Source organism: Blastococcus sp. TF02A-26, assembly GCF_003319125.1.
Classification (GTDB): Bacteria; Actinomycetota; Actinomycetes; order Mycobacteriales; family Geodermatophilaceae; genus Trujillonella.
Window position 1 is genome coordinate 126,394 of the sequence record NZ_QOHG01000006.1, and the last position, 19,687, is coordinate 146,080.

At 75.3% G+C, this 19,687-nt stretch carries 24 protein-coding genes; 10 read left to right on the plus strand and 14 right to left on the minus strand.

From position 1 onward, the window contains the following. Nucleotides 1–8 precede the first annotated feature (8 nt). The 6 genes from ctaD to DQ240_RS08810 form a co-directional block, all read right to left on the minus strand. The gene (ctaD, locus tag DQ240_RS08785; protein ID WP_113839248.1) at nt 9–1,766 is read right to left on the minus strand and encodes a cytochrome c oxidase subunit I; all 1,758 of its coding nucleotides are present in this window, start codon (nt 1,764–1,766) and stop codon (nt 9–11) included. 69 nt (nt 1,767–1,835) lie between these two features. Beyond that, on the minus strand, nt 1,836–2,699 hold the full coding sequence (locus DQ240_RS08790) for a putative RNA methyltransferase (protein ID WP_113839249.1): 864 nt from the start codon (nt 2,697–2,699) through the stop codon (nt 1,836–1,838). Next, nucleotides 2,696–3,199 (minus strand): metallophosphoesterase, encoded by a 504-nt coding sequence (locus DQ240_RS08795; RefSeq protein WP_113839250.1) that lies wholly within the window; start codon nt 3,197–3,199, stop codon nt 2,696–2,698. The genes DQ240_RS08790 and DQ240_RS08795 overlap by 4 nt, the downstream gene beginning before the upstream one ends. Before the next feature lie 47 nt (nt 3,200–3,246). Next, on the minus strand, nt 3,247–4,209 hold the full coding sequence (locus DQ240_RS08800; protein ID WP_113839251.1) for a cytochrome c oxidase assembly protein: 963 nt from the start codon (nt 4,207–4,209) through the stop codon (nt 3,247–3,249). A 64-nt stretch (nt 4,210–4,273) separates the two neighbouring features. Further along, the gene (locus DQ240_RS08805) at nt 4,274–5,209 is read right to left on the minus strand and encodes a cation diffusion facilitator family transporter (RefSeq protein WP_113839252.1); all 936 of its coding nucleotides are present in this window, start codon (nt 5,207–5,209) and stop codon (nt 4,274–4,276) included. Between the two features lie 123 nt (nt 5,210–5,332). Continuing rightward, nucleotides 5,333–6,595 (minus strand): M23 family metallopeptidase, encoded by a 1,263-nt coding sequence (locus DQ240_RS08810; RefSeq protein ID WP_233498598.1) that lies wholly within the window; start codon nt 6,593–6,595, stop codon nt 5,333–5,335. A gap of 291 nt (nt 6,596–6,886) precedes the next feature. Between DQ240_RS08810 and DQ240_RS08815 the strand changes: the two genes are divergently transcribed. Then, nucleotides 6,887–8,068: an alcohol dehydrogenase catalytic domain-containing protein gene (locus tag DQ240_RS08815; protein ID WP_113839253.1), complete on the plus strand. Its 1,182-nt coding sequence runs from the start codon at nt 6,887–6,889 to the stop codon at nt 8,066–8,068. A gap of 81 nt (nt 8,069–8,149) precedes the next feature. Next, nucleotides 8,150–9,037 carry an oxidoreductase gene (locus DQ240_RS08820; protein WP_113839254.1) on the plus strand — a complete coding sequence of 296 codons (888 nt, stop codon included), beginning with the start codon at nt 8,150–8,152 and terminating at the stop codon, nt 9,035–9,037. An 89-nt stretch (nt 9,038–9,126) separates the two neighbouring features. Here the strand turns inward: DQ240_RS08820 and DQ240_RS08825 are convergent, their stop codons facing one another. Next, on the minus strand, nt 9,127–9,726 hold the full coding sequence (locus tag DQ240_RS08825) for a TetR/AcrR family transcriptional regulator (RefSeq protein WP_113839255.1): 600 nt from the start codon (nt 9,724–9,726) through the stop codon (nt 9,127–9,129). A 1-nt stretch (nt 9,727) separates the two neighbouring features. Then, nucleotides 9,728–11,029, minus strand: a complete 1,302-nt coding sequence (locus DQ240_RS08830; RefSeq protein WP_113839256.1) for a D-arabinono-1,4-lactone oxidase — start codon at nt 11,027–11,029, stop codon at nt 9,728–9,730. Between the two features lie 60 nt (nt 11,030–11,089). Between DQ240_RS08830 and DQ240_RS08835 the strand changes: the two genes are divergently transcribed. Together DQ240_RS08835 and DQ240_RS08840 are read left to right on the plus strand one after the other, a co-directional pair. Then, nucleotides 11,090–12,301: an amino acid deaminase/aldolase gene (locus DQ240_RS08835; RefSeq protein ID WP_199589189.1), complete on the plus strand. Its 1,212-nt coding sequence runs from the start codon at nt 11,090–11,092 to the stop codon at nt 12,299–12,301. A 26-nt stretch (nt 12,302–12,327) separates the two neighbouring features. Next, nucleotides 12,328–12,726, plus strand: a complete 399-nt coding sequence (locus DQ240_RS08840; protein ID WP_113839257.1) for a Fur family transcriptional regulator — start codon at nt 12,328–12,330, stop codon at nt 12,724–12,726. Nucleotides 12,727–12,729: 3 nt separating this feature from the next. On the opposite strand, the gene DQ240_RS08845 is transcribed toward DQ240_RS08840, so the two are convergent. The 3 genes from DQ240_RS08845 to mrf are packed head-to-tail and all read right to left on the minus strand — an operon-like array spanning nt 12,730 to nt 14,660. Continuing rightward, nucleotides 12,730–13,113, minus strand: coding sequence for a hypothetical protein (locus DQ240_RS08845; RefSeq protein WP_113839258.1), 384 nt, complete (start codon nt 13,111–13,113; stop codon nt 12,730–12,732). Between the two features lie 3 nt (nt 13,114–13,116). Next, nucleotides 13,117–13,380 (minus strand): type B 50S ribosomal protein L31, encoded by a 264-nt coding sequence (locus tag DQ240_RS08850; protein WP_113839259.1) that lies wholly within the window; start codon nt 13,378–13,380, stop codon nt 13,117–13,119. Continuing rightward, nucleotides 13,380–14,660 (minus strand): ribosome hibernation factor-recruiting GTPase MRF, encoded by a 1,281-nt coding sequence (mrf, locus tag DQ240_RS08855; RefSeq protein ID WP_113839260.1) that lies wholly within the window; start codon nt 14,658–14,660, stop codon nt 13,380–13,382. The genes DQ240_RS08850 and mrf overlap by 1 nt, the downstream gene beginning before the upstream one ends. Nucleotides 14,661–14,730: 70 nt before the next feature. Between mrf and rpmB the strand changes: the two genes are divergently transcribed. The 6 genes from rpmB to DQ240_RS08885 all read left to right on the plus strand — a co-directional run bounded on the left by rpmB (nt 14,731) and on the right by DQ240_RS08885 (nt 17,489). Next, nucleotides 14,731–14,997 (plus strand): 50S ribosomal protein L28, encoded by a 267-nt coding sequence (rpmB, locus tag DQ240_RS08860; protein WP_113839261.1) that lies wholly within the window; start codon nt 14,731–14,733, stop codon nt 14,995–14,997. Further along, nucleotides 14,997–15,164, plus strand: a complete 168-nt coding sequence (gene rpmG / locus DQ240_RS08865) for a 50S ribosomal protein L33 (protein ID WP_113839262.1) — start codon at nt 14,997–14,999, stop codon at nt 15,162–15,164. Before rpmB ends, rpmG begins: the two co-directional genes overlap by 1 nt. Nucleotide 15,165: 1 nt before the next feature. Beyond that, nucleotides 15,166–15,468: a 30S ribosomal protein S14 gene (gene rpsN, locus DQ240_RS08870; protein ID WP_113839263.1), complete on the plus strand. Its 303-nt coding sequence runs from the start codon at nt 15,166–15,168 to the stop codon at nt 15,466–15,468. A gap of 38 nt (nt 15,469–15,506) precedes the next feature. Beyond that, the gene (gene rpsR / locus DQ240_RS08875) at nt 15,507–15,686 is read left to right on the plus strand and encodes a 30S ribosomal protein S18 (protein WP_369832004.1); all 180 of its coding nucleotides are present in this window, start codon (nt 15,507–15,509) and stop codon (nt 15,684–15,686) included. 65 nt (nt 15,687–15,751) lie between these two features. Continuing rightward, nucleotides 15,752–16,759 carry a permease gene (locus tag DQ240_RS08880; protein WP_199589191.1) on the plus strand — a complete coding sequence of 336 codons (1,008 nt, stop codon included), beginning with the start codon at nt 15,752–15,754 and terminating at the stop codon, nt 16,757–16,759. Between the two features lie 19 nt (nt 16,760–16,778). Then, nucleotides 16,779–17,489, plus strand: coding sequence for a TIGR03943 family protein (locus DQ240_RS08885; protein WP_233498603.1), 711 nt, complete (start codon nt 16,779–16,781; stop codon nt 17,487–17,489). Between the two features lie 9 nt (nt 17,490–17,498). Here the strand turns inward: DQ240_RS08885 and DQ240_RS08890 are convergent, their stop codons facing one another. Genes DQ240_RS08890 through DQ240_RS08900 form a run of 3 tightly spaced genes read right to left on the minus strand, consistent with a single transcriptional unit; the run spans nt 17,499 to nt 19,514 of the window. Continuing rightward, nucleotides 17,499–18,269: a thioredoxin domain-containing protein gene (locus DQ240_RS08890; protein WP_113839266.1), complete on the minus strand. Its 771-nt coding sequence runs from the start codon at nt 18,267–18,269 to the stop codon at nt 17,499–17,501. Then, a complete protein-coding gene (locus DQ240_RS08895) occupies nt 18,262–18,777 on the minus strand; it encodes a DoxX family protein (RefSeq protein ID WP_113839267.1) in 516 nt (171 codons plus the stop codon). The genes DQ240_RS08890 and DQ240_RS08895 overlap by 8 nt, the downstream gene beginning before the upstream one ends. Continuing rightward, a complete protein-coding gene (locus DQ240_RS08900) occupies nt 18,777–19,514 on the minus strand; it encodes a YcnI family protein (protein ID WP_113839268.1) in 738 nt (245 codons plus the stop codon). Before DQ240_RS08900 ends, DQ240_RS08895 begins: the two co-directional genes overlap by 1 nt. Between the last annotated feature and the right edge of the window lie 173 nt (nt 19,515–19,687).

Here is a 19,687-nt window from a genome sequence, read left to right on the forward strand (position 1 = left end):
GTCCTTCCTCAGGTGGGGTCGGGGTCGTTCGGCCCCTGACGCCGGCCCGCGGTGGCGCCGATCTCGCTGACCCCGGCGTACGGCTCGTGCCGCTTGCCGACGTGCGCCTCGCGGTGCAGCCGCTCGATGAGGTGCGGGTAGTGCGCCTCGAAGGCCGGCCGCTCCGAGCGGATGCGCGGGATCGACGTGAAGTTGTGCCGCGGCGGCGGGGACGAGGTCGCCCACTCCAGCGAGTTGCCGTGGCCCCAGGGGTCGTCGCGCAGCGCCAGCTGACCGTGCTTCCAGGACTTGACCACGTTGTAGACGAACGGGATCAGGGAGGCGCCGAGCACGAACGAGAAGATGGTCGAGACCACGTTCAGCGTCGTGAAGCCGTCGATCTCCTGGTAGTTCACGTACCGGCGCGGCATGCCCTCACCACCCAGCCAGTGCTGGACGAGGAACGTGCCGTGGAAGCCGATGAAGGTCAGCCAGAACTGCAGCTTGCCGAGCCGCTCGTCCATCATCCGGCCCGACATCTTGGGGAACCAGAAGTAGACCCCGGCGTAGGCGGCGAACACCACGGTGCCGAAGACGACGTAGTGGAAGTGGGCGACGACGAAGTAGCTGTCGTTGAGGTGGAAGTCCAGCGGCGGGCTGGCCAGCAGCACACCGGTCAGACCACCGAGGAGGAACGTGACCATGAAGCCCAGCGAGAACAGCATCGGCGTCTCGAAGGTCATCTGGCCGCGCCACATGGTGCCGATCCAGTTGAAGAACTTGATGCCGGTCGGCACGGCGATCAGGTAGGTCATGAAGGCGAAGAACGGCAGCAGCACCGCGCCGGTCGCGTACATGTGGTGGGCCCACACGGCCACCGACAGGATCGCGATCAGCAGGGTCGCGCCGACCATGCCCTTGTAGCCGAACAGCGGCTTGCGGGCGAAGACCGGGATGATCTCGGTGACGATGCCGAAGAACGGCAGCGCGATGATGTACACCTCGGGGTGCCCGAAGAACCAGAACAGGTGCTGCCACAGCATCGCCCCGCCGTTCTCGCGGGAGAAGATCAGCGAGCCGAGGTTGCGATCGGCCAGCATGCCCATGATCGCCGCGGTCAGGATCGGGAACGCGAAGAGGATCAGCAGGCTGGTGACCAGCGTGTTCCAGGTGAAGATCGGCATCCGGAACATCGTCATGCCCGGCGCGCGGAGGCAGATGATCGTGGCGATGAAGTTGACGCCACCGAGGATCGTGCCCAGACCGCTGACCGCCAGGCCGGAGAACCAGAGCGTGGCGCCGGCGCCCGGCGAGTGCACCGCGTCGGACAGCGGCGCGTAGGCGTACCAGCCGAAGTCGGCCGCGCCGCTGGGCGTGAGGAACCCGGAGACCGCGATGGCCGAGCCGATGAAGAACAGCCAGTACGACAGCGCGTTGAGCCGCGGGAAGGCGACGTCGGGGGCGCCGATCTGCAGCGGCATGATCAGGTTCGCGAAGGCGAAGAACAGCGGCGTCGCGAACATCAGCAGCATCACCGTGCCGTGCATGGTGACCAGCTGGTTGTACTGCTCCGGCGAGAGGTACTGCAGGCCCGGCTGCGCCAGCTCGCCGCGCATCAGCATGGCCATCAGGCCGCCGATCGCGAAGTAGGCGAACGAGGTGACCAGGTACATCAAGCCGATGGTCTTGTGGTCGGTGGTCCGCAGCAGGTTGGAGAGCCGCGACCCCTTCTCGACCTCGCGAGCGGGACTGGGCCTGCTCACGATCGGAGCCGGTGCGATCGTCACGGCCGCGAGCTTAGACCGTGCTGCGGACGGACCTCGCGCCGACGCCGGGTCCCGCGCGTCACGGTGCGGTCACACCGCCGGGGTCCAGCTGCTGACCTGCACGGCCACGGTGACGCGTACCGGTTCCGGGAGGTCCGCGACCGCCGCGGCGAGGGCGGCGGGCGCCAGGTGCCGGGCGTGCGGGCCCATGCCGACGAGGGTGGTGACGGCCGCGCGGGGCAGCTCGAGCACCTCCCGGTGCGTCGTCGTCGAGACCGGCGCCAGGTGCGGCTCGAGGCTCGCCGAGAGGCGGGCGTCCTTGTCCGGGTCCACCCGCAGCAGGCCCAGCGGGCCGACCAGCTCGGCCAGGTGCTCGGGCGCCGGCGTGACGACGACGAGGCGGCCACCGGGCCGCAGCACCCGCGCCGTCTCCGGACCGTTGCGCGGCGCGAACACCCCCAGGACGCGGTCGACCGCGCCGTCGCGCACCGGCAGCCGGGCCCAGGCGTCGGCGACCACCGCCAGCACCCGCGGCGAGACGCCGGCCGCGCGACGGGCGGCGTAGCGGGAGGCGTCCAGCACGACGCCGGTCGCGTCGGGCAGCCGCGCCAGCACCGCGGCCAGGTGGTGGCCGGTCCCGCCACCCAGGTCGAGCAGCGTGCCGGGCGGGGAGCCCCCCTCCAGGACGGCGTCCCCGAGCGCACGGCTGACGCCCGCGAAGGCGCCCGACCCGAGGAAGGCGACCCGGTCGGCGACCATCTGCGCCGAGTCCCCGGCCGCCGGTGTCCGGCCCGGAGGCAGCAGCGTGACGTGACCCTGCCGGGCGCGGTCGAAGGCGTGGCCCGCCGTGCAGCGCAGGCCCGCGTCACCGGGCAGGGGCTCCAGGGGCGCGGTGCAGACCGGGCAGGCGAGGAGCGCGACGGCGGCGGCGGGCAACGGCCGCCCGGAGCTCACCGCGGGACCGGGTGGAGCACGACGTCGCGCAGCACGCCGCCGTCGGCCACCGCGGTGAGGAAGGTGCCGTGCGGCTGGCGGCGGCGGTCGGTCGGCGAGCCGGGGTTGAGCAGCCGCAGCCCGCCGGGCGCGGTGGTGTCCCAGGGGATGTGGCTGTGCCCGAACACCAGGACGTCGGTGTCCGGGAACCGGGCGGCGCACCGGGCCTCGCGCCCCTTGGCGTCGCCGGTCTCGTGGACGACGGCCAGGCGCACGCCCTCGACCTCGGCGCGGGCCACCTCGGGGAGCCGGGTGCGGAGCTCGCCGTGGTCGTTGTTGCCGTACACCGCCAGCAGCCGGCGCGAGCGGTGCTCGATCCGGTCCAGGAGCGCGACGTCCACCCAGTCCCCCGCGTGCACCACGAGGTCGGCCGCCTCGATCGCCTGCCACAGGGGACCGGGCAGGTCACGGGACCGCTTGGGCACGTGCGTGTCGGCCGTCAGGACCAGCGAAACGGGCACACCGACGATGGTCGCAGGCCGTTCCGGCCGGGGATCGCCCCGTGGGGTCAGGGGCGCGGTCCGGCGGCGAGCTCGCGCAGGCGGGCGTTGTAGGCCTCGAGCTCGGCGTCCTCGGTGCGGTCCGCCGCGCGGTCCAGCCGCCGGGCGCGCCGCTCGTCCGAGCGGATCCACGAGGACAGGACCACGACGAGCACCAGCGCCGTCGGCAGCTCGCCGAACGACCAGGCGATCCCGCCGGCCACCCCCTGGTCCCGGAGCGGGTCGATCCCCCAGCCGGCGGGCGGCTCGGCGAAGGTGTCGACCACCAGCGAGGTCGACATCATCACCGCGACGCCGAAGAAGGCGTGGAACGGCACCGGCGCCAGGAGCTCGAGCAGCCGGCCGCCGTGCCCGGCCGAGCGGGGCCACGGGTCCTGGGCCATCACCGGCCCGAAGAAGAGCAGCCCGGTGACGACGAAGTGGGCCAGCATGAACTGGTGGCCCGCCGGATCGGCCATCAGGGCGTCGAAGACCGGCGTGAAGTAGATGCCGTAGAGGCTGGCGATGAACAGCGGGACGGTGAACAGCGGTGAGGCGACGGCCCTGGCGAACCGGCTGTGCAGCCCGTCGAGCAGCAGCGCCCGCGGCACCCCCGCGAGGCCCTTCCCGCGGGGCAGGGTGCGCAGCGCGAGCGTGACCGGCGCGGCGGCCAGGAGCAGCAGCGGCGTCAGCATCGACAGCACCATGTGCTGGGTCATGTGCACGCTGAACAGCACCATGCTGTAGCCGTTGAACCAGGTGCCCGTGACGGCGAACAGCGAGACGGTGCCGGCGATCCAGGCCGCCGTCCGCCACCACGGCCAGGCCACGCCCGTCCGGCGCAGCCGCACGACGGCGACGACGTAGAGGACCAGCCCGAGCAGGCTGAGCACCGGCAGGACCGACCACGCCTCGAGGTGCGGCAGGAACCAGCGCCCCGGCGACGGCGGTTCGTCGGGCACCCACATGCCCGAGTGGTGCCCGTGGTCCACCGATGCCTCCGTTCCTCCGACGTCGGGCTCCACTGTCCCACTCGGCGGGCGGCGAGGTCCTCCGTCAGTCGTGGACGGGCGCCTCGTGGGCGGCGTGCGTGGCCGCCTCCAGCTGGAAGGTGCAGTGCTCGACGTCGAAGCAGTCGCCCAGGCAGGCGCAGAGGGCGTCGAGCACCCGCCCGCCGTGGCCGCCGTCGAGGGCCTCGTCGGTCACCACCACGTGGGCCGAGAGCACCGGCAGCCCCGAGGTGATGGTCCAGGCGTGCAGGTCGTGGACGCCGAGGACGCCGTCGACCTCGAGGATGTGCGCCCGCACCTCGGCGAGGTCGACCCCGCGGGGCGCGGCCTCCAGCAGCACGTCCAGCGCCTCTCGCAGCAGGCTCCACGCGCGGGGCAGGACGAAGCAGCCGATGAGCAGCGAGGCGACGGTGTCGGCCTGGCTCCAGCCGGTGACCGCGACGACGGCGCCGGCGACCAGCACGGCGACCGAGCCGAGGGCGTCGCTCAGCACCTCGAGATAGGCGCCGCGGACGTTGAGCGACTCGCCCCGCCCGCGGTGCAGCACGGCCAGGCCGACGAGGTTCACCACGAGCCCGGCACCGGCGGCCAGCAGCATCACGCCGGCGTGCACGTCCGGCGGGTCCCCGATGCGCCGCACGGCCTCGACCACGACGTAGGCACCGACCCCGAGCAGCAGCAGCCCGTTGGCGACGGCGGCGAGGATCTCCACCCGCTGCCAGCCGAAGGTGCGCCGTCCGCCCGGCGGCCGCTGCGCCAGCGACACCGCCCCGAGCGCGAGCCCGATGCCGAGGGCGTCGGTGGCCATGTGCCCGGCGTCGGCCAGCAGCGCGAGCGACCCGGAGACGACGGCCCCGACGACCTCGGCGGCCAGGACGGCGACCGTCAGCACCAGGACGAGGGTCAGCCGGCGCCGCTGGCCGGCCGCGGCCGTGCCGTGGGTGTGCCCGTGGGCGTGGCCGTGACCGTGGTCGTGTCCCATCAGCGGCTCCTCCCGCCCGTCTCGTGCACGGCGCGAGTCTCCCCCACCGCCGCGTCCTCCCACGGACGACGCCCCCCGACCGGGCGAGACCGGTCGGGGGGCGTCGGGGTCGTGCGGTGCGTCCTAGATCTGGACGCCGCGCTCCCGCAGCCACGGGATCGGGTCGACCTTGGTGCCGTTGAGTCCGCCCACGTGCACCTCGAAGTGCAGGTGCGGGCCGGTGGACTGGCCACGGTTGCCCAGCAGGGCGATCGTGTCGCCGGCGCGGACCACCTGGCCGGGCGCCACGAGGATCTCCTCCATGTGCCCGTAGACGGTGACGTCACCGTTCTCGTGCTGGATGTAGATCGCGTTGCCGTAGCCGCTGGCCGGACCGGCCTCCAGCACGACGCCGTCCATGGCCGCGTACTCCGGGGTGTACATGGGCGCGGCCAGGTCGATGCCGGCGTGCAGGGTGCCCCAGCGGGCACCGAAGCCACTGGTGAGCCGGGCGCCCTGGACGGGGAGGACGGCGTCCGGGCGGGCGGCCTCGGCGATCGCCGCCGCGGTCACCTGGTCGGCCTCGTTCTGGACCAGCGCCGCGGTGTACTGCTCGAAGTCGCGGGTCGCCCGGCTGGAGGCGAGCTCGGCCAGCTGTGCAGCGTCGACGGCCACGGGCGCCGGCGCGGTGCCCTCGATGCCCAGGGCGCGCGCGACGCTCACCGACTCGGCGACCGGCGGAGCGGTCTCGGCCTGGGCGACGGTCTCGCTCGAGCCGGCCACGGAGACCCCGGTCGCCGCGATCAGGGCGGCGGCGAGGACGAGGGCGGGACGGCGGCGCACCAGGGCGGCGCGGTGCCGACCGCGACCGGCCACGACGTGCGGCACGGTGCAGCGCTCGGGGCCCGCGTCGACCGCGACCTCCTCGGCCGCGACCTCCTCGGGCGCCTCGGCCTGCGCGACGTCGGGGGTCTCCGGGGCCTCGACGGCCCCGGCCATCACGGGGAGGTGGGTGACCTCCTCCAGGCCGGCGAACGCCGTCGCCTCCGCGAGCCCGGCGAGCTCGACGAGGTCCTCGGCCCCGGCCAGGTGCGGCTCCGGGTGGACCGGTGCCGCCGCGGGGAGCGCAGCGGTCCCGGGGCGGACCCGGCGGGCCGCCGCGGCGACCGCGCGGGCCCCGACGACGGAGCGCGCGCCGACCTCGACGCCTGCGCGCCGGGCCGTGCGGGCCGCAGCGGCCGCGCGGGAGGCCACGGTGCGGGCCGTCGGGATGGACGGGGGGACCTCCGCCTGGGCCGCTGCGGAGCGCCCGGGAGGCGCCTCCCGCGGGCCGTCGAGGGGGGTGCCGGAGCCCGGAGCAGGCACCGCCGCCTCGTCGAGGACGGGGTCGTGGTGGAGCTGGGACATGCACCTGTCTTCCGCAGGGGACAAGGACGTGTTGCGAGGTGGTCCGGGGAAGGAACGGGAGCCATGTAAACACGCCGTGACCGGTTCGTGATCTGCATGACGGGGTAGATGGGGCCGGTTCTGTGGTGTTCACCACGGAGTTCCCCCGGTGTGATTCGGCAGCGCGTCGATGTCGCGTGACGCTCTGTGACGGACGCGCCGGTTGAACGCTGAACAAGGGGCGATCAGCCTCACGAGCGGGCAGAAGGCCCTGGTCGGACTCTCCGACGACGACTACGAGGAGCTCTCCGCATGCGCGCAGTGACCTGGCACGGCCGAGCCGACGTCCGGGTGGACACCGTCCCCGACCCGACGATCCAGGAGCAGACCGACGTCGTCATCGAGGTGACGTCCAGCGGCATCTGCGGCTCGGATCTGCACCTCATCGAGGTCATGGCGCCGTTCATGAGCGTCGGCGACGTCATGGGCCACGAGCCCATGGGCATCGTCCGCGAGGTCGGCAGGGACGTGACCGCCGTGAAGCCCGGGGACCGGGTGGTCGTCCCCTTCAACATCTCGTGCGGCACCTGCTGGATGTGCTCGCAGGGCCTGCAGTCCCAGTGCGAGACGACCCAGAACCGCGACCAGGGCTTCGGCGCCTCGCTGTTCGGCTACACCAAGCTCTACGGGCAGGTCCCCGGCGGGCAGGCCGAGTACCTCCGGGTGCCCTTCGGCAACACGCTGCCGATCAAGGTGCCCGAGGGCCTGCCCGACGACCGCTGGGTCTACCTCTCCGACGTCCTCCCGACCGCGTGGCAGGCCGTGCAGTACGCCGCGGTGCCGCCGGGCGGGACGCTGCTGGTGCTCGGGCTCGGGCCGATCGGTGACATGTGCACCCGCATCGCCCGCCACCTCGGCATCGAGAAGGTCTACGCCTCCGACGTCGTCCCCGAGCGGATCGCGCGGGCGACGGCGCGCGGCACGAACGTCATCCGCTCCACCGACCAGGCCGAGGTGCTGCAGGCCATCCAGGACGCGACCGACGGCCGCGGCGCCGACGCGGTGATCGACGCGGTCGGCATGGAGGCGCACGGATCGCCGCTGGCCTCGCTCGCCCAGAAGGCGACCGCGATCGTGCCGGACGCGATCATGGAGAAGGTCATGCAGGTCGCCGGGGTGGACCGGCTGGCCGCGCTGAACACCGCGATCGAGACGGTCCGTCGCGGCGGCACGATCTCGCTGTCGGGCGTCTACGGCGGGGCGACCGACCCGCTGCCGCTCATGCGGATGTTCGACAAGCAGATCCAGCTGCGCATGGGCCAGGCCAACGTGTGGCGCTGGGTGCCCGACATCCTGCCGATCCTCGCCGAAGGCGACCCGCTGGGCGTGGACGACTTCGCCACGCACCACGTCCCGCTCGAGCAGGCGCCCGAGGCCTACATGAACTTCCGGGAGAAGAAGGACGGCGCGGTGAAGGTGCTTCTCACCCCGTGAGCCCCGGTCCGGCCGGGACCCCGTCACGGGTTCCCGGCCGGACTCCGCGCATGCGAGCGGCCGTGCGGGTAGGAGCCCGGCATGACGATCGACGCGACGCGCTCGGGCCAGTTCCCCCTCGGCGACCGGCCGGTGAACAGGATCGGGTACGGCGCCATGCAGCTGGCCGGCCCGCACGTGATGGGCCCGCCCGCCGACCGCGCCGCCGCGGTCGCCGTGCTGCGCCGCGCCGTCGAGCTGGGCGTCGACCACGTCGACACCAGCGACTACTACGGCCCGCACGTCACCAACGAGATCCTCCGCGAGGCGCTGCACCCCTACGACGGGCTGACCGTCGTCACCAAGGTGGGCGCCCGCCGCACCCCGGACGGGCAGTGGCCCGAGGCGCTGGCTCCCGACGAGCTGCGCTCCGCGGTGCACGACAACCTGCGCAACCTCGGTGTCGACGTGCTGGACGTGGTGAACCTGCGGATGCCCGGCTACGAGGCGCCGGTCGAGCGGTCACTGGCCGAGCCGTTCGAGACCCTCGCGGAGCTCCAGCAGCAGGGCCTGATCCGGCACCTCGGCGTCAGCAACGTGACCCCGCAGATGTTCGCCGAGGCCCGCGCCATCGCCCCGGTCGTGCAGGTGCAGAACCACTACAACCTCGTCCACCGCGACGACGACCCGCTGGTCGACGCCCTGGCGCGGGAGGGCATCGCGTTCGTGCCCTTCTTCCCGCTGGGCGGCTTCACCCCGATCCAGTCCGCCGCGCTCGACACGGTGGCGCGGCGCCTGGAGACGACGCCGATGCAGGTCGCGCTGGCCTGGCTGCTGGCGCGCAGCCCCAACATCCTGCTGATCCCCGGCACGTCGTCGGTCGCGCACCTGGAGGAGAACCTCCAGGCCGGCGCGCGGGTGCTCGGCCCGCTGGAGATGCAGGAGCTCGACCGGATCGGCGGCACGGGCGAGCCCGACGTCGACCTCTAGCCCCCGAGGCATGGGTACCGATACCCCCGTCGTCGAGGCCGTGGGCACCGGTATGGGTACCCATGCCCCGAAGGAGGCCGGCTCCGGCGTCAGGGGACGACGGCGTGGCGGGAGACCAGCCAGTCGACCGCCGAGCCGAGCGTGGCGCGGGTGGCCGCGGTGTCCCGGTCGACCAGCCAGGTCGTCGTCGCACCGTCCACGACCGTGACCAGCAGCCGGGCGGGCTCGGCGAGCGGTCCGCGCCAGACCGCCCCGGTCAGCCAGGCGGCCCGCTCCAGCAGCTGCCCGGCCGCGGCGGTGTAGGCGCGGTACTGCTCGCGGGCGACCGGCCGCAGCGCAGGGTCGCGGACCGCGTGCAGGGTCAGCTCCAGCATCAGCTGCTCGGCGCCGGGATCGGCCTCGAGGTGGGCGAGGTAGCCGTCGGCCGCGCCGCGCAGGCAGCCGGCGAGCCCGTCCCCGGGGTCCATGCCCGCGGACGCGGCGGCGAGCTCGCGGCCCACCACCCGGCGCACCAGCTCGGCCAGCAGCTCGTCGCGGGAGGCGAAGGCGTAGTGGAAGCTCGCCAGCGACATCCCGGCCTCGGCGACGACGGCGCGGGTGGTGCCGGCGGCGAGCCCGTCGCGGCGCATCACCCGCAGCGCGGCCTGCACCAGCGCCTCCCGCCGCTCGACCACCGCCAGCCGGGGCACGTCAGGCCGTCCCGAGCACGTGGTCCAGGTACGCGTTGCGCAGCACCCCGGCCGGATCGAAGCGGTCGCGCAGCGCGGTGAACTCGCCGAACCGCGGGTACCGACCGGCCAGCGCCGCCGCGTCGAGGGAGTGCAGCTTCCCCCAGTGCGGCCGGCCGCCGGCCGCCCCCGCGATCGCCTCGAAGGTGGCGAAGTACTCCCCCGGCTCGCTGCGGGCCGGCACGTGGACGGCGACGTAGGCGGTGTCGCGGCCGTACGCCGTCGACAGCGGGACGTCGTCGGCGGCGGCCACGCGCACCTCGACCGGGAAGGGCACCCGCCAGTCGCTCGCATCGACCGCCCGGCGCAGCTCGGCCAGCACCGCGGGCGCCGCCTCCCGCGGCAGCGCGTACTCCATCTCGCGGAACCGCACCCGGCGCCGGGAGACGAACACCCGGTGCGCGACGTCGGTGTAGGTCCGGGCGCCCAGCGCTCCGGCGGAGAACCGGGCCAGTGGCGCGACCAGCGCGGGCACCCGGCGGCCGGCGGCGACGACCGCCGCGAACCCCCCGTTGGCGAGCACCTCGTCGTCCCACCAGCGCCGCAGCCGCGGCAGCGGGTCGAGCTCCGCCAGCGGCACCCGGGTGTTGCGCTTGGTCAGGCAGCGGTCGGTGTGCGGGAACCAGTAGAACTCGACGTGATCGGTGGCGGTCATGGACTCCGCGAAGCCGTCGAGCAGCTCGCCGAGCCCGGCCGAGCCCTCCTCGGCCCGGAGCGCGAACGCCGGCACGGCCTGCAGCGTCACGGTGTCGAGCACGCCGAGCGCGCCGAGGGAGATCCGGGCGGCGGAGAAGAGGTCCGGGCGCTCCCCGGCCGAGCAGCGCAGCACCTCGCCGGCGGCGGTCACCAGCTGGAGGCCGCGCAGCTGCGTCGCCAGGCCGCCGAAGGCTGCGCCGGTGCCGTGGGTGCCGGTGGACAGCGCCCCGGCGACGGTCTGCCGGTCGACGTCGCCCAGGTTGGTCAGCGCCCAGCCGCGAGCCGCCAGCTGGGCGTTCAGCCGGTGCAGCGGCATCCCGGCCTGGACGGTGACCAGGCCGGTGGGGCCGACGTCGAGCAGCTGCGCGTGGCGGTCCAGGGCGAGCGCGAGGTCCTCGGGCCGGCCGACGGCGGTGAACGAGTGGCCGCTGCCGAGCGGCCGCACCCGCCGGCCCGCGGCGGCGGCGGTCGCCAGCGCCGCCGCGAGCTCCCCGGTGCCCGCCGGGTGCAGCACGGTCACGCCGTCGGCCGACTGGTTGCCCGCCCAGTTGCGCCAGCTCGAGGTCACGGCCCGGACCCTAGTGGGACTCTTGACCCACTTCGTCGCGGCGCACCATGCTCCTGCCCCGTGACCGACGACGGCAGCGCCCGGGCCCGGCTGGACGCGGCGACCGCGGACCTCGACCCGCCACTGGCCGTCCTCGACCTCGACGCGCTCGACGCGAACGCCGCCGACCTGGAGCGACGGGCCGGCGGTCGGCCGATCCGGGTGGCGAGCAAGTCGGTGCGCAGCCGGCCGGTGCTGCGGCGGGTGCTCGCCCGTCCCGGCTTCTCGGGCGTGCTCGCCTACACCCTCGCCGAGGCGCTGTGGCTGGCCGGCGGGGACGACCCGGTCAGCGACGACGTGGTCGTCGGCTACCCGACGGCCGACCGGACGGCGCTGCGGGCGCTGACCGGCGCCCCGGCCCTCGCCGCCCGGGTGACGCTGATGGTCGACTCCCCCGACCACCTCGACCTGGTCGACGCCGTCGCCGCCCCCGGGGCTCGTCCGGTCGTGCGGATCTGCCTGGACCTCGACGCGTCGCTGCGGGCCGCCGGCGGGCGGGTGCACGTCGGCGTCCGCCGCTCGCCGGTGCACACGCCGGAGCAGGCGGCCGGACTGGCACGCGCCGTGACGGGGCGGCCGGGGTTCCGGCTGGTCGGCCTGATGGCCTACGAGGCGCAGGTGGCCGGCGTCCAGAGCGCGCCGCCGGGGCGGCCCCTGCGCGGTCTGGCGGTCCGCGGGATGCAGGCGCTGTCCGTGCGCGAGCTCGCCGGGCGCCGGGCAGCAGCGGCCGCCGCCGTCCGCGCGGTCGCCGACCTGGAGTTCGTCAACGGCGGGGGCACCGGGAGCCTGGAGACGACGGCCGCCGACCCCTCGGTCACCGAGCTGGCCGCCGGGTCGGGGCTCTACTCCCCCACGCTCTTCGACGGCTACCGCGCCTTCCGCGGCCGCCCCGCCGTCCTCTTCGCCCTCCCGGTGACCCGCCGGCCGGCGCCCGGCACGGTCACCGTGGCCGGGGGCGGGTGGATCGCCTCGGGCCCGGCCGGCGCCGACCGGCTGCCGACCCCGGTCCACCCGGCCGGGCTCCGGATGGTCGGTACCGAGGGGGCCGGCGAGGTGCAGACACCCCTGCGCGGCGCGGCGGCCGACGGGCTGCGGGTGGGCGACCGGGTGTGGTTCCGGCACGCCAAGGCCGGTGAGGTCGCCGAGCACGTGCCGGTGCTCCACACGCTGGCCGGCGACCGGCTGACCGGCGCGTTCCCCACCTACCGGGGTGAGGGCCGGTCGTTCGGCTGACCGCCCCGGGAGCCGCGCGTGCCACGATGGAGGACGTGACCCGTCCGACTCCCCAGCGTGACGCCATCCGGCTGCTCTTCGACGACCTCGAGGGGTTCCACAGCGCGCAGGACGTCTACGCCAAGCTGCGGGCAGCCGGCGGCAAGGTCGGCCTGTCGACCGTCTACCGCGCGGTGCAGTCGCTGGCCGACGACGGCGAGCTCGACTCGATCCGCACCGACAGCGGCGAGGCGCTCTACCGCCGCTGCAGCAGCCGGCACCACCACCATCTGGTCTGCCGGTCCTGCGGCCGGACCGTCGAGGTCGAGGGCCCGGCCGTCGAGCGCTGGGCCGACGAGGTCGCGCGCGAGCACGGCTTCGCCGACGTCAGCCACACCCTGGAGATCTTCGGCACCTGCGCCGCCTGCCGGGCCGCCGCGAACTGAGGCTCACGCCGGTCGCAGGACCGGCGGCGGGCCGACCCCCGCGACGGCGTCCGAGAGGTCGGCGGGCACGTCGCGGAGAGGATCGGTGATCGGGCCCGGTCCGGTCACCCACCGCAGGAGCGCAGCGCTCCTCCCGGGCGCCTCCACCCCTGACAGCCACAGCGCCGGCGACACCGCTCCGCTGCCGGGGGCGCGGTGCGCCACGCCGGCGAGCGCGCCGAGCGAGCAGCGCCCGAGGCAGCCCGACGTGACGAGGACGGCGCCGCGGGTCGCCCCGACCGCGACGGAGATCGCCGCCGTCCCCGCCCCGCCGTCGGCCAGCCGGTGCAGCGCGGCGCACCGGTGGCCCTGGCACAGCACGACGAGCGGGCCGCCGGGGTCCGCCACGGGTCAGCCCGCCCGGCCGGGCCGGGTGCGCCGGCCGTAGCGCTGCTCGAAGCGCTCCACGCGGCCGGCGGTGTCGAGCACCCGCTGGTCGCCGGTCCAGAAGGGGTGCGAGGCGGCGGAGATGTCGACGACGGCCAGCGGCAGGGTCTCCCCGTCGAGCTCGATCGTCTGCGTCGTGGGGATGGTCGACCGCATGCGGTACGTGGTGCCGGTGGCCGCGTCGCGGAAGACGACGGTGCGGTACTCGGGGTGGATGCCGGATCGCATCAGGGGTGCTCCTCTCGGGTGGTGGCGTGCGCGCCGTCCGCGTCCGCCGGGGTCGATGCCTCGCAGGGGTCGGCGTGCCAGTCGCCGAACGGGTCGGGCCAGCTCGACCAGACCTCCTGCCCGGCGGCGAGCTCCTCGTCGGTGAGCAGCGCGGCCTCCAGGGCGGCGGTCACGGCCATCGGCGGCTGCCGGTGGGTGAGGACGACGACGTCGACGTCCCGGTCGCCGTGGACGGGGTCCCAGCGCAGCGCGGCCGCGACCCGGCGCTCGGGGCTCACCCCGGCCCACAGCCCGGAGTCGTCGGGGTCGGCCGCCAGCCACGGGCCGGCGTCGCCGATCCGCAGGCCGCCGCCGGCGGACTCCAGCCACAGGGCGCGGTCGGGGCGGGTGGCCAGCCACAGCCGGCCGCGGCTGGTCACCACGCCGTCGAGGACGACGTCGAGGGCGTCGTGCAGCCGCTCGGGGTGGAACGGCCGGTACGCGGTCAGGTGCACCAGGCTGACGCCGGAGTCCTCCTCCAGTGGCGGCTCGCCGGCCAGGAGCGGGTCGTGCGCGCTGGGGACCCGGCCCCGGCGCGCGTCCGGGCCGACCGCGGCCAGCACCGCCTCGGGCCGGGTCAGCCAGCTGCCGAGGCCGGTCCGGGGCACTCCCGGGACCAGCCGGTCGAGCACGGCCTCCAGGCGGGCCACCTCCCAGCCGTCCCGCGGCCGGCCGGCCACGACCACCACGTCCGCGCAGGTGACCTGGCCGACCGCCACCTGGGCGAGGGTCCGGTCGTCCTCCGCGGTGGCGGCCAGGCCGCGGTCGGCGAGTGCGTCGTCACCCGTCGCGTCGTCCAGCCAGCTGCCCGCCGCGAGCACCGCGATCACGGCCTCCACCCGGACGGAGTCGCCGGCGGTCTCCACGGCGTCGTCGTCGAGGGCCACCTCGTCCAGCGCCCAGCACAGGTGCTCGGGCTCCAGGGCGGGGTCCAGGTGCACGACGACCCGGGTCACGTCGAGCCGGCGGGCGAGGGTGCGCAGCAGCGGCAGCAGGTCCAGCCGGAGCGTGCAGCTCAGGCAGCCGTGGGCGAGCTCGAGCACCTCGCGGGCGACGACGGGCCCGTCGGGCCCGCGCTCGGTGATCGACCGGACGACGACGCCCGCGGTGAGGTCCCGGACGTCGTGGTGGACGACGACCGTGCCGGGCGTCGAGGCGCCGAGGGCGTCGGCCGCCGCGCCGGTGAGGTCGCGGTCGAGGCCGCTCACGAGCAGGACGGGGGTGCGCTGGTCCGTCGTCATGACGCCACCATAGCTGGAATGGGAATCGTTCTCGTCTAGCGTGAGGCATCCCGATCCCGAGGAGGACCCCATGGCGACCTACTGCGAGGTGACCGGCCGCCGCCCCGGCTTCGGCCGGTCGGTGAGCCACTCGCACCGGCGCACCCCCCGCCGGTTCGACCCGAACCTGCAGCACAAGCGCTTCTACCTGCCCAGCGAGAACCGCTACGTACGGCTGACCGTCTCCGCCAAGGGCATCAGGACGATCGACGCGCAGGGCATCGAGGCCGTCGTCGGCCGGCTGCGGCGCACCGACCCCGCGGTGCGGCGCCGGCTCGGCGCGGGGCGGAGCTCCTGATGGCCCGCGCGAACGACATCCGGCCCGTCGTCCGGCTGACGTCGACCGCCGGCACCGGCTACACGTACGTCACCCGCAAGAACCGGCGCAACGACCCGGACCGGCTCGTGCTGCGCAAGTACGACCCGCGGATCCGCCGGCACGTCGAGTTCCGGGAGGAGCGCTGACATGGCCAAGACCTCGAAGGTCGCCGCGGAGGCCCGCCGCCGGGCGGTGGTGGCCCGGTACGCCGAGCGGCGCGCCGCGCTGAGGGAGACGGCACGCAGGGCTCCGGCGGAGGACGAGCGCGCTGCTGCACGACTCGCCCTCCAGAGGCTGCCCCGCGACTCCAGCCCCACGCGGCTGCGCAACCGCGACGCCGTCGACGGCCGGCCGCGAGGGCACCTGCGGGACTTCGGGCTGTCCCGCGTCCGCTTCCGGGAGATGGCGCACCGCGGCGAGCTGCCCGGCATCCGGAAGGCGAGCTGGTGAGCGCGCCCCGCCGCGCCGCGCGCCGTCGCCGCCGCGAGCTGCCCGAGCCGTTCGTCTGGCACGACGTCGCGACGCTGCGCACGTTCCTGTCCGACCGCGGCAAGATCCGCTCCCGGCGGGTCACCGGGCTCTCGGTGCAGGAGCAGTCGCGGGTCGCCCGGGCGGTCAAGAGCGCACGGGAGATGGCCCTGCTGCCGTACCCCACGAGCCGCCGGTGACGGACCCGCGACCCTGTGGCAGGGTCGGGCCGGAACGGGAATCGTTCCGGTAGACCGGGAGGGACGTGTCCAGCACCCCGCTTCCGCCGGCCCCGGGCGACGTCGCCGTCGAGCCGCGCCGCCGGGGGTCGCGCTCCGGCGACGTCCTGATGGTCGTGCTGGCCGCGATGGCCGTCCTCCACTTCGTCCGGCCGGCCGTCTTCTCGGAGCCCGCCGTCCAGGCCTGGTCGACGGTCTTCGTGGCGGTGTGCCTGCAGGCGCTGCCGTTCCTGGTGCTCGGCGTGCTGCTGTCGGCGGCGATCAGCACCTTCGTCCCGGCGTCGTTCTTCTCCCGGGTCCTGCCCCGCAGCCCCGTGGCCGCCGTCCCGGTGGCCGGGCTGGCCGGTGCGGTGCTCCCGGGCTGCGAGTGCGCCTCGGTCCCCGTCGCCGGCAGCCTGGTCCGCCGCGGGGTCACCCCGGCCGCCGCCCTGGCGTTCCTGCTGTCGGCCCCCGCCATCAACCCGGTGGTCCTGGTGGCGACCGCGGTGGCGTTCCCGGGCGAGCCGCAGATGGTCCTCGCGCGGTTCGTCGCCTCCGTGCTGGTGGCACTGGTCATGGGGTGGCTGTGGGTCTCCTTCGGCCGCGGGGACTGGCTGCGGGTGCGGGAGGGGCACGTCGCCGCCCCCGGCGAGAGCCGGCTGGAGTCGTTCCGGAGCGCCGTGCAGCACGACCTCCTCCACGCGGGCGGCTTCCTCGTGGTCGGCGGGCTGACCGCGGCCACCCTGAACACCGTGGTGCCCCGCGCCTGGCTCGACGCGGTCGCCGACTCCCCGGTCCTCTCCGTGCTCGTGCTGGCCGCCCTCGCCGTGGTCCTCGCCGTCTGCTCGGAGGCCGACGCCTTCGTCGCCGCCAGCCTCGTGGGCTTCTCCCCCACCGCCCGCCTGGTGTTCCTGGTGGTCGGGCCGGCGGTCGACGTCAAGCTGATCGCCCTGCAGGCCGGCACGTTCGGTCCCCGGTTCGCCGCCCGCTTCGCGCCGGTCACCCTCGTCGTCGCGGTGCTGGCCGCGGTCGGCGTGGGCGCGGTGCTGCTGTGAGGAGGTCCCCGTGGACCGGATGACCCAGCACGCCGTCCTGCTGCTGCTCGGCGCCTACGTCCTGCAGGTGGCGATCACCGACGCCCACCTGGCCTACGTGCAGGGCGGCTTCCGGCCGTTCCTGCTGATCGCGGCCGCCGTCCTGATCGCGGTCGCGCTGCTCGGGCTGCTCCGGGCCTGGCGGGGCCGGCGTGCGGCCGACCCCGAGGCCGCGCACGCCCACGGGGCGCCGCGGGTCGCCTGGCTGCTCGTCGCGCCGGCCGCCGTCCTCGCGCTCGTGGCGCCACCGGCGCTGGGCTCGTTCACCGTGGCGCGGCAGACGCCGCCGCCCGAACTCCCCGGCGGGGTGACCGCGACACCGATCGGCCCGGACGACCCCGGGCAGGAGTACCGGACCCTGCCGCTGGCCGGCTACCAGCTGCGGGCGCTCTCGGGCGACTCGTCGGCCTTCGAGGGCCGGCGGATCCGGCTGACCGGCTTCGTGTCGCCACGCGAGGGCGGCGGCTGGTACGTCAGCCGGATCGCCATCTCCTGCTGTGCCGCCGACGCGATCGGCATCACGGTGGTGGTGGACGGCGACCGGGGCGACCTCGCCCCCGACCAGTGGGTCGAGGTGATCGGCACCTGGTCGCCGCCGATGAGCCATCCGAGCGGCGGGTGGCCCGAGGCGGTGATCGCGCCGGAGTCGGTCCGGCCGATCGACCGCCCCGCCGACACCTACGTCGGCTGAGCCCGCACGTCAGCCGCGGGCCGCCTCGACCGCTGCCGTGAGCGCCTGGACGGTCGGCGACGCCAGCGGATCCCCGTCGACGAGGATCCACGGGGTGCCGGTGAGCCCGTCCCGGCTGGCCCGGTCGGTCGCCTCGGCGACCCAGTCGCCGAACCGGCGGTCGCGGATGCCGGCCTCGACGTCGTCGCCGGTCGCGCCCGCCTGGGCCGCGAGGGCGATGAGCTCGTCGTCGGTCAGGCCCGGGCCGCCCTCGGCGGGCTGCTGCGCGAAGAGGAGCCCGCTGAAGGTGGCGAACGCGTCCACACCGGCGGCGTCGGCGACCACGGCCGCGGCGCCGGCCGCACGGGTGGAGTACTCGTCGTCCGAGAGCCGGTCGAGGATGGCGACGGGCCGGTGCCTGACCACCACCTCACCGTCGGCGACCAGCTGGTCGAGGGTGTCGCCCGCGGCCTCCTCGAACGCCCGGCACGCCGGGCAGAGGTAGTCCTCGTAGACGTCGACGACGACGGGCGCGTCCGCCGAGCCGCGGGCGAACCCGGTCTCCGCGGTACCGGCGGCGGTGTTCGCCGGCGCCACCGCGTCGCCGGTGTCGGTACGGGCCGACTGCACCAGCACGGCGACGAGGACGGCGACCACGACCGCGGCGGCGACGGCGACGCCCGTGACCAGCTGGGTCCGCCGGCGACGGCGCAGCCGCTCGGCCTCCTGCTCGGCGGCCCGCTTCGCCGCGATGCGCTCGCGGGCGGCCTGCCGGCCACGGGTCGGGGTGCGGTCAGGCATCGGGACCTCCTCGGAGGGGAACGGCGCGGTCGAGCAGCGCCAGGCGGGTGCGCGGACGGACGACCAGGAACACCGACGCGGCCAGCAGGGCGACGTCCCGGACGATCTCGGACAGGTAGGCGGTCGAGTCCGCGTCGACCTCGCCGCCACCGCCGAAGCAGCCGCAGTCGATGCTGAGCCCGCGGGCCCAGGCGGAGGCGACCGCGGCGGTGAAGCCGGCCAGCAGCAGCGCGGAGACCACGGCGGCGGGCCGCACGAACACCCCGGCGAGGAGCAGGAGACCGACGGCGATCTCCAGCACCGGCAGACCGAAGGCCAGCAGCGGGACGAGTGCCTCGGGGGCCAGCTGGTAGGCCCGCACCGCCCGCTCCGCGGCGGCCGGGTCGGGCAGCTTGAGCGCGCCGGCGACCACCCAGACCACGCCGAGCCCGACGCGGAGGACGGTCCCGGCCCACGGCAGGGCCGCCGCGACGCCCCGCCGGGGGGACGCCGCGACGGGCACCGTCATCAGCTGCTGCGCCGGCGCGCGGCCAGGCCCATGCCGAGCCCCGCCACGCCGGCGACGAGTCCGAGGACGCCGACCACGAGCGCGGTCACGGCCAGCCCCGAGCCGTCGGAGTCGTCGTCCGCGGACACCGCGTCGGAGGTGTCCGTCGCGTCGCTCTCCGACTCCGCCTGGGTGCCGCCGCCGTGGGCGTCGGTGCCGTCCGAGGTCAGCGCGAGGACGGGCGCGGGGCTCTCCGGCTCCTCCTCGCCCTCGATGGTCGGCTCGATCCAGGCCTGCTCCCGGCCGTCGTCGTAGGTCTGGATCGTGGGGAGGACCAGCTCGTCGACCTCGGGGATGGGACCGGCGCTGATCGAGAAGGTCTGGTACTGGCCGGGCGCGATGCCCGCGCCGGGGTCGGCGGTCCAGGTGATCTCGGTGACCGCCTCGGTGACCTCGCTGCCGTGCACCTCGACCGGCGGGTCGATCGGCCCGGTCGTCGTCGTCGCGGTCCACCCGGGCACCGGCTTCACGCTCACCGAGGCGAGCGGGGTGTCGGAGGGGATCTGCACACGGAGGGAGACGGTCGAGGCGGTGTCGCTCTCGTTGGGCACCCGGAAGGTGAGCTCGCCGTAGCCGCCGGGAGCCGCGTCGGCCGAGGACACGCGGACGTGGGCCGAGGCGGTGCCCACGCCGGTGGCGAGGACGGCGGCGGTCGCCACGGAGACCGCGGCCAGCGCGCGGAGGGGACGGACGTGCACGGGTGGACTCCTTCGCCGGGCGCCGGGCCGGCCTGCTGCCGGGGCACGTGCGCGTCCCAGTAGTCGTCGTGACGTCGCCCCTGGTTCCCGCGCCGATCGGCACGTGACGAGGCTCACCCACGGCCCTCGCGGAGGGACGACGACGGGCTCCCCCCGCTGGAACCGGGGGGAGC

Bases quoted from the DNA above. Each gene is read 5' to 3' on its own strand.
- DQ240_RS08805 (WP_113839252.1), bottom strand. From the start codon at position 5,209: ATGGGACACGACCACGGTCACGGCCACGCCCACGGGCACACCCACGGC.
- DQ240_RS08810 (WP_233498598.1), bottom strand. From the start codon at position 6,595: ATGTCCCAGCTCCACCACGACCCCGTCCTCGACGAGGCGGCGGTGCCT.
- DQ240_RS08815 (WP_113839253.1), top strand. From the start codon at position 6,887: ATGCGCGCAGTGACCTGGCACGGCCGAGCCGACGTCCGGGTGGACACC.
- DQ240_RS08820 (WP_113839254.1), top strand. From the start codon at position 8,150: ATGACGATCGACGCGACGCGCTCGGGCCAGTTCCCCCTCGGCGACCGG.
- DQ240_RS08840 (WP_113839257.1), top strand. From the start codon at position 12,328: ATGGAGGACGTGACCCGTCCGACTCCCCAGCGTGACGCCATCCGGCTG.
- DQ240_RS08850 (WP_113839259.1), bottom strand. From the start codon at position 13,380: ATGCGATCCGGCATCCACCCCGAGTACCGCACCGTCGTCTTCCGCGAC.
- mrf (WP_113839260.1), bottom strand. From the start codon at position 14,660: ATGACGACGGACCAGCGCACCCCCGTCCTGCTCGTGAGCGGCCTCGAC.
- rpmB (WP_113839261.1), top strand. From the start codon at position 14,731: ATGGCGACCTACTGCGAGGTGACCGGCCGCCGCCCCGGCTTCGGCCGG.
- rpmG (WP_113839262.1), top strand. From the start codon at position 14,997: ATGGCCCGCGCGAACGACATCCGGCCCGTCGTCCGGCTGACGTCGACC.
- rpsN (WP_113839263.1), top strand. From the start codon at position 15,166: ATGGCCAAGACCTCGAAGGTCGCCGCGGAGGCCCGCCGCCGGGCGGTG.
- DQ240_RS08885 (WP_233498603.1), top strand. From the start codon at position 16,779: ATGACCCAGCACGCCGTCCTGCTGCTGCTCGGCGCCTACGTCCTGCAG.
- DQ240_RS08890 (WP_113839266.1), bottom strand. From the start codon at position 18,269: ATGCCTGACCGCACCCCGACCCGTGGCCGGCAGGCCGCCCGCGAGCGC.
- DQ240_RS08895 (WP_113839267.1), bottom strand. From the start codon at position 18,777: ATGACGGTGCCCGTCGCGGCGTCCCCCCGGCGGGGCGTCGCGGCGGCC.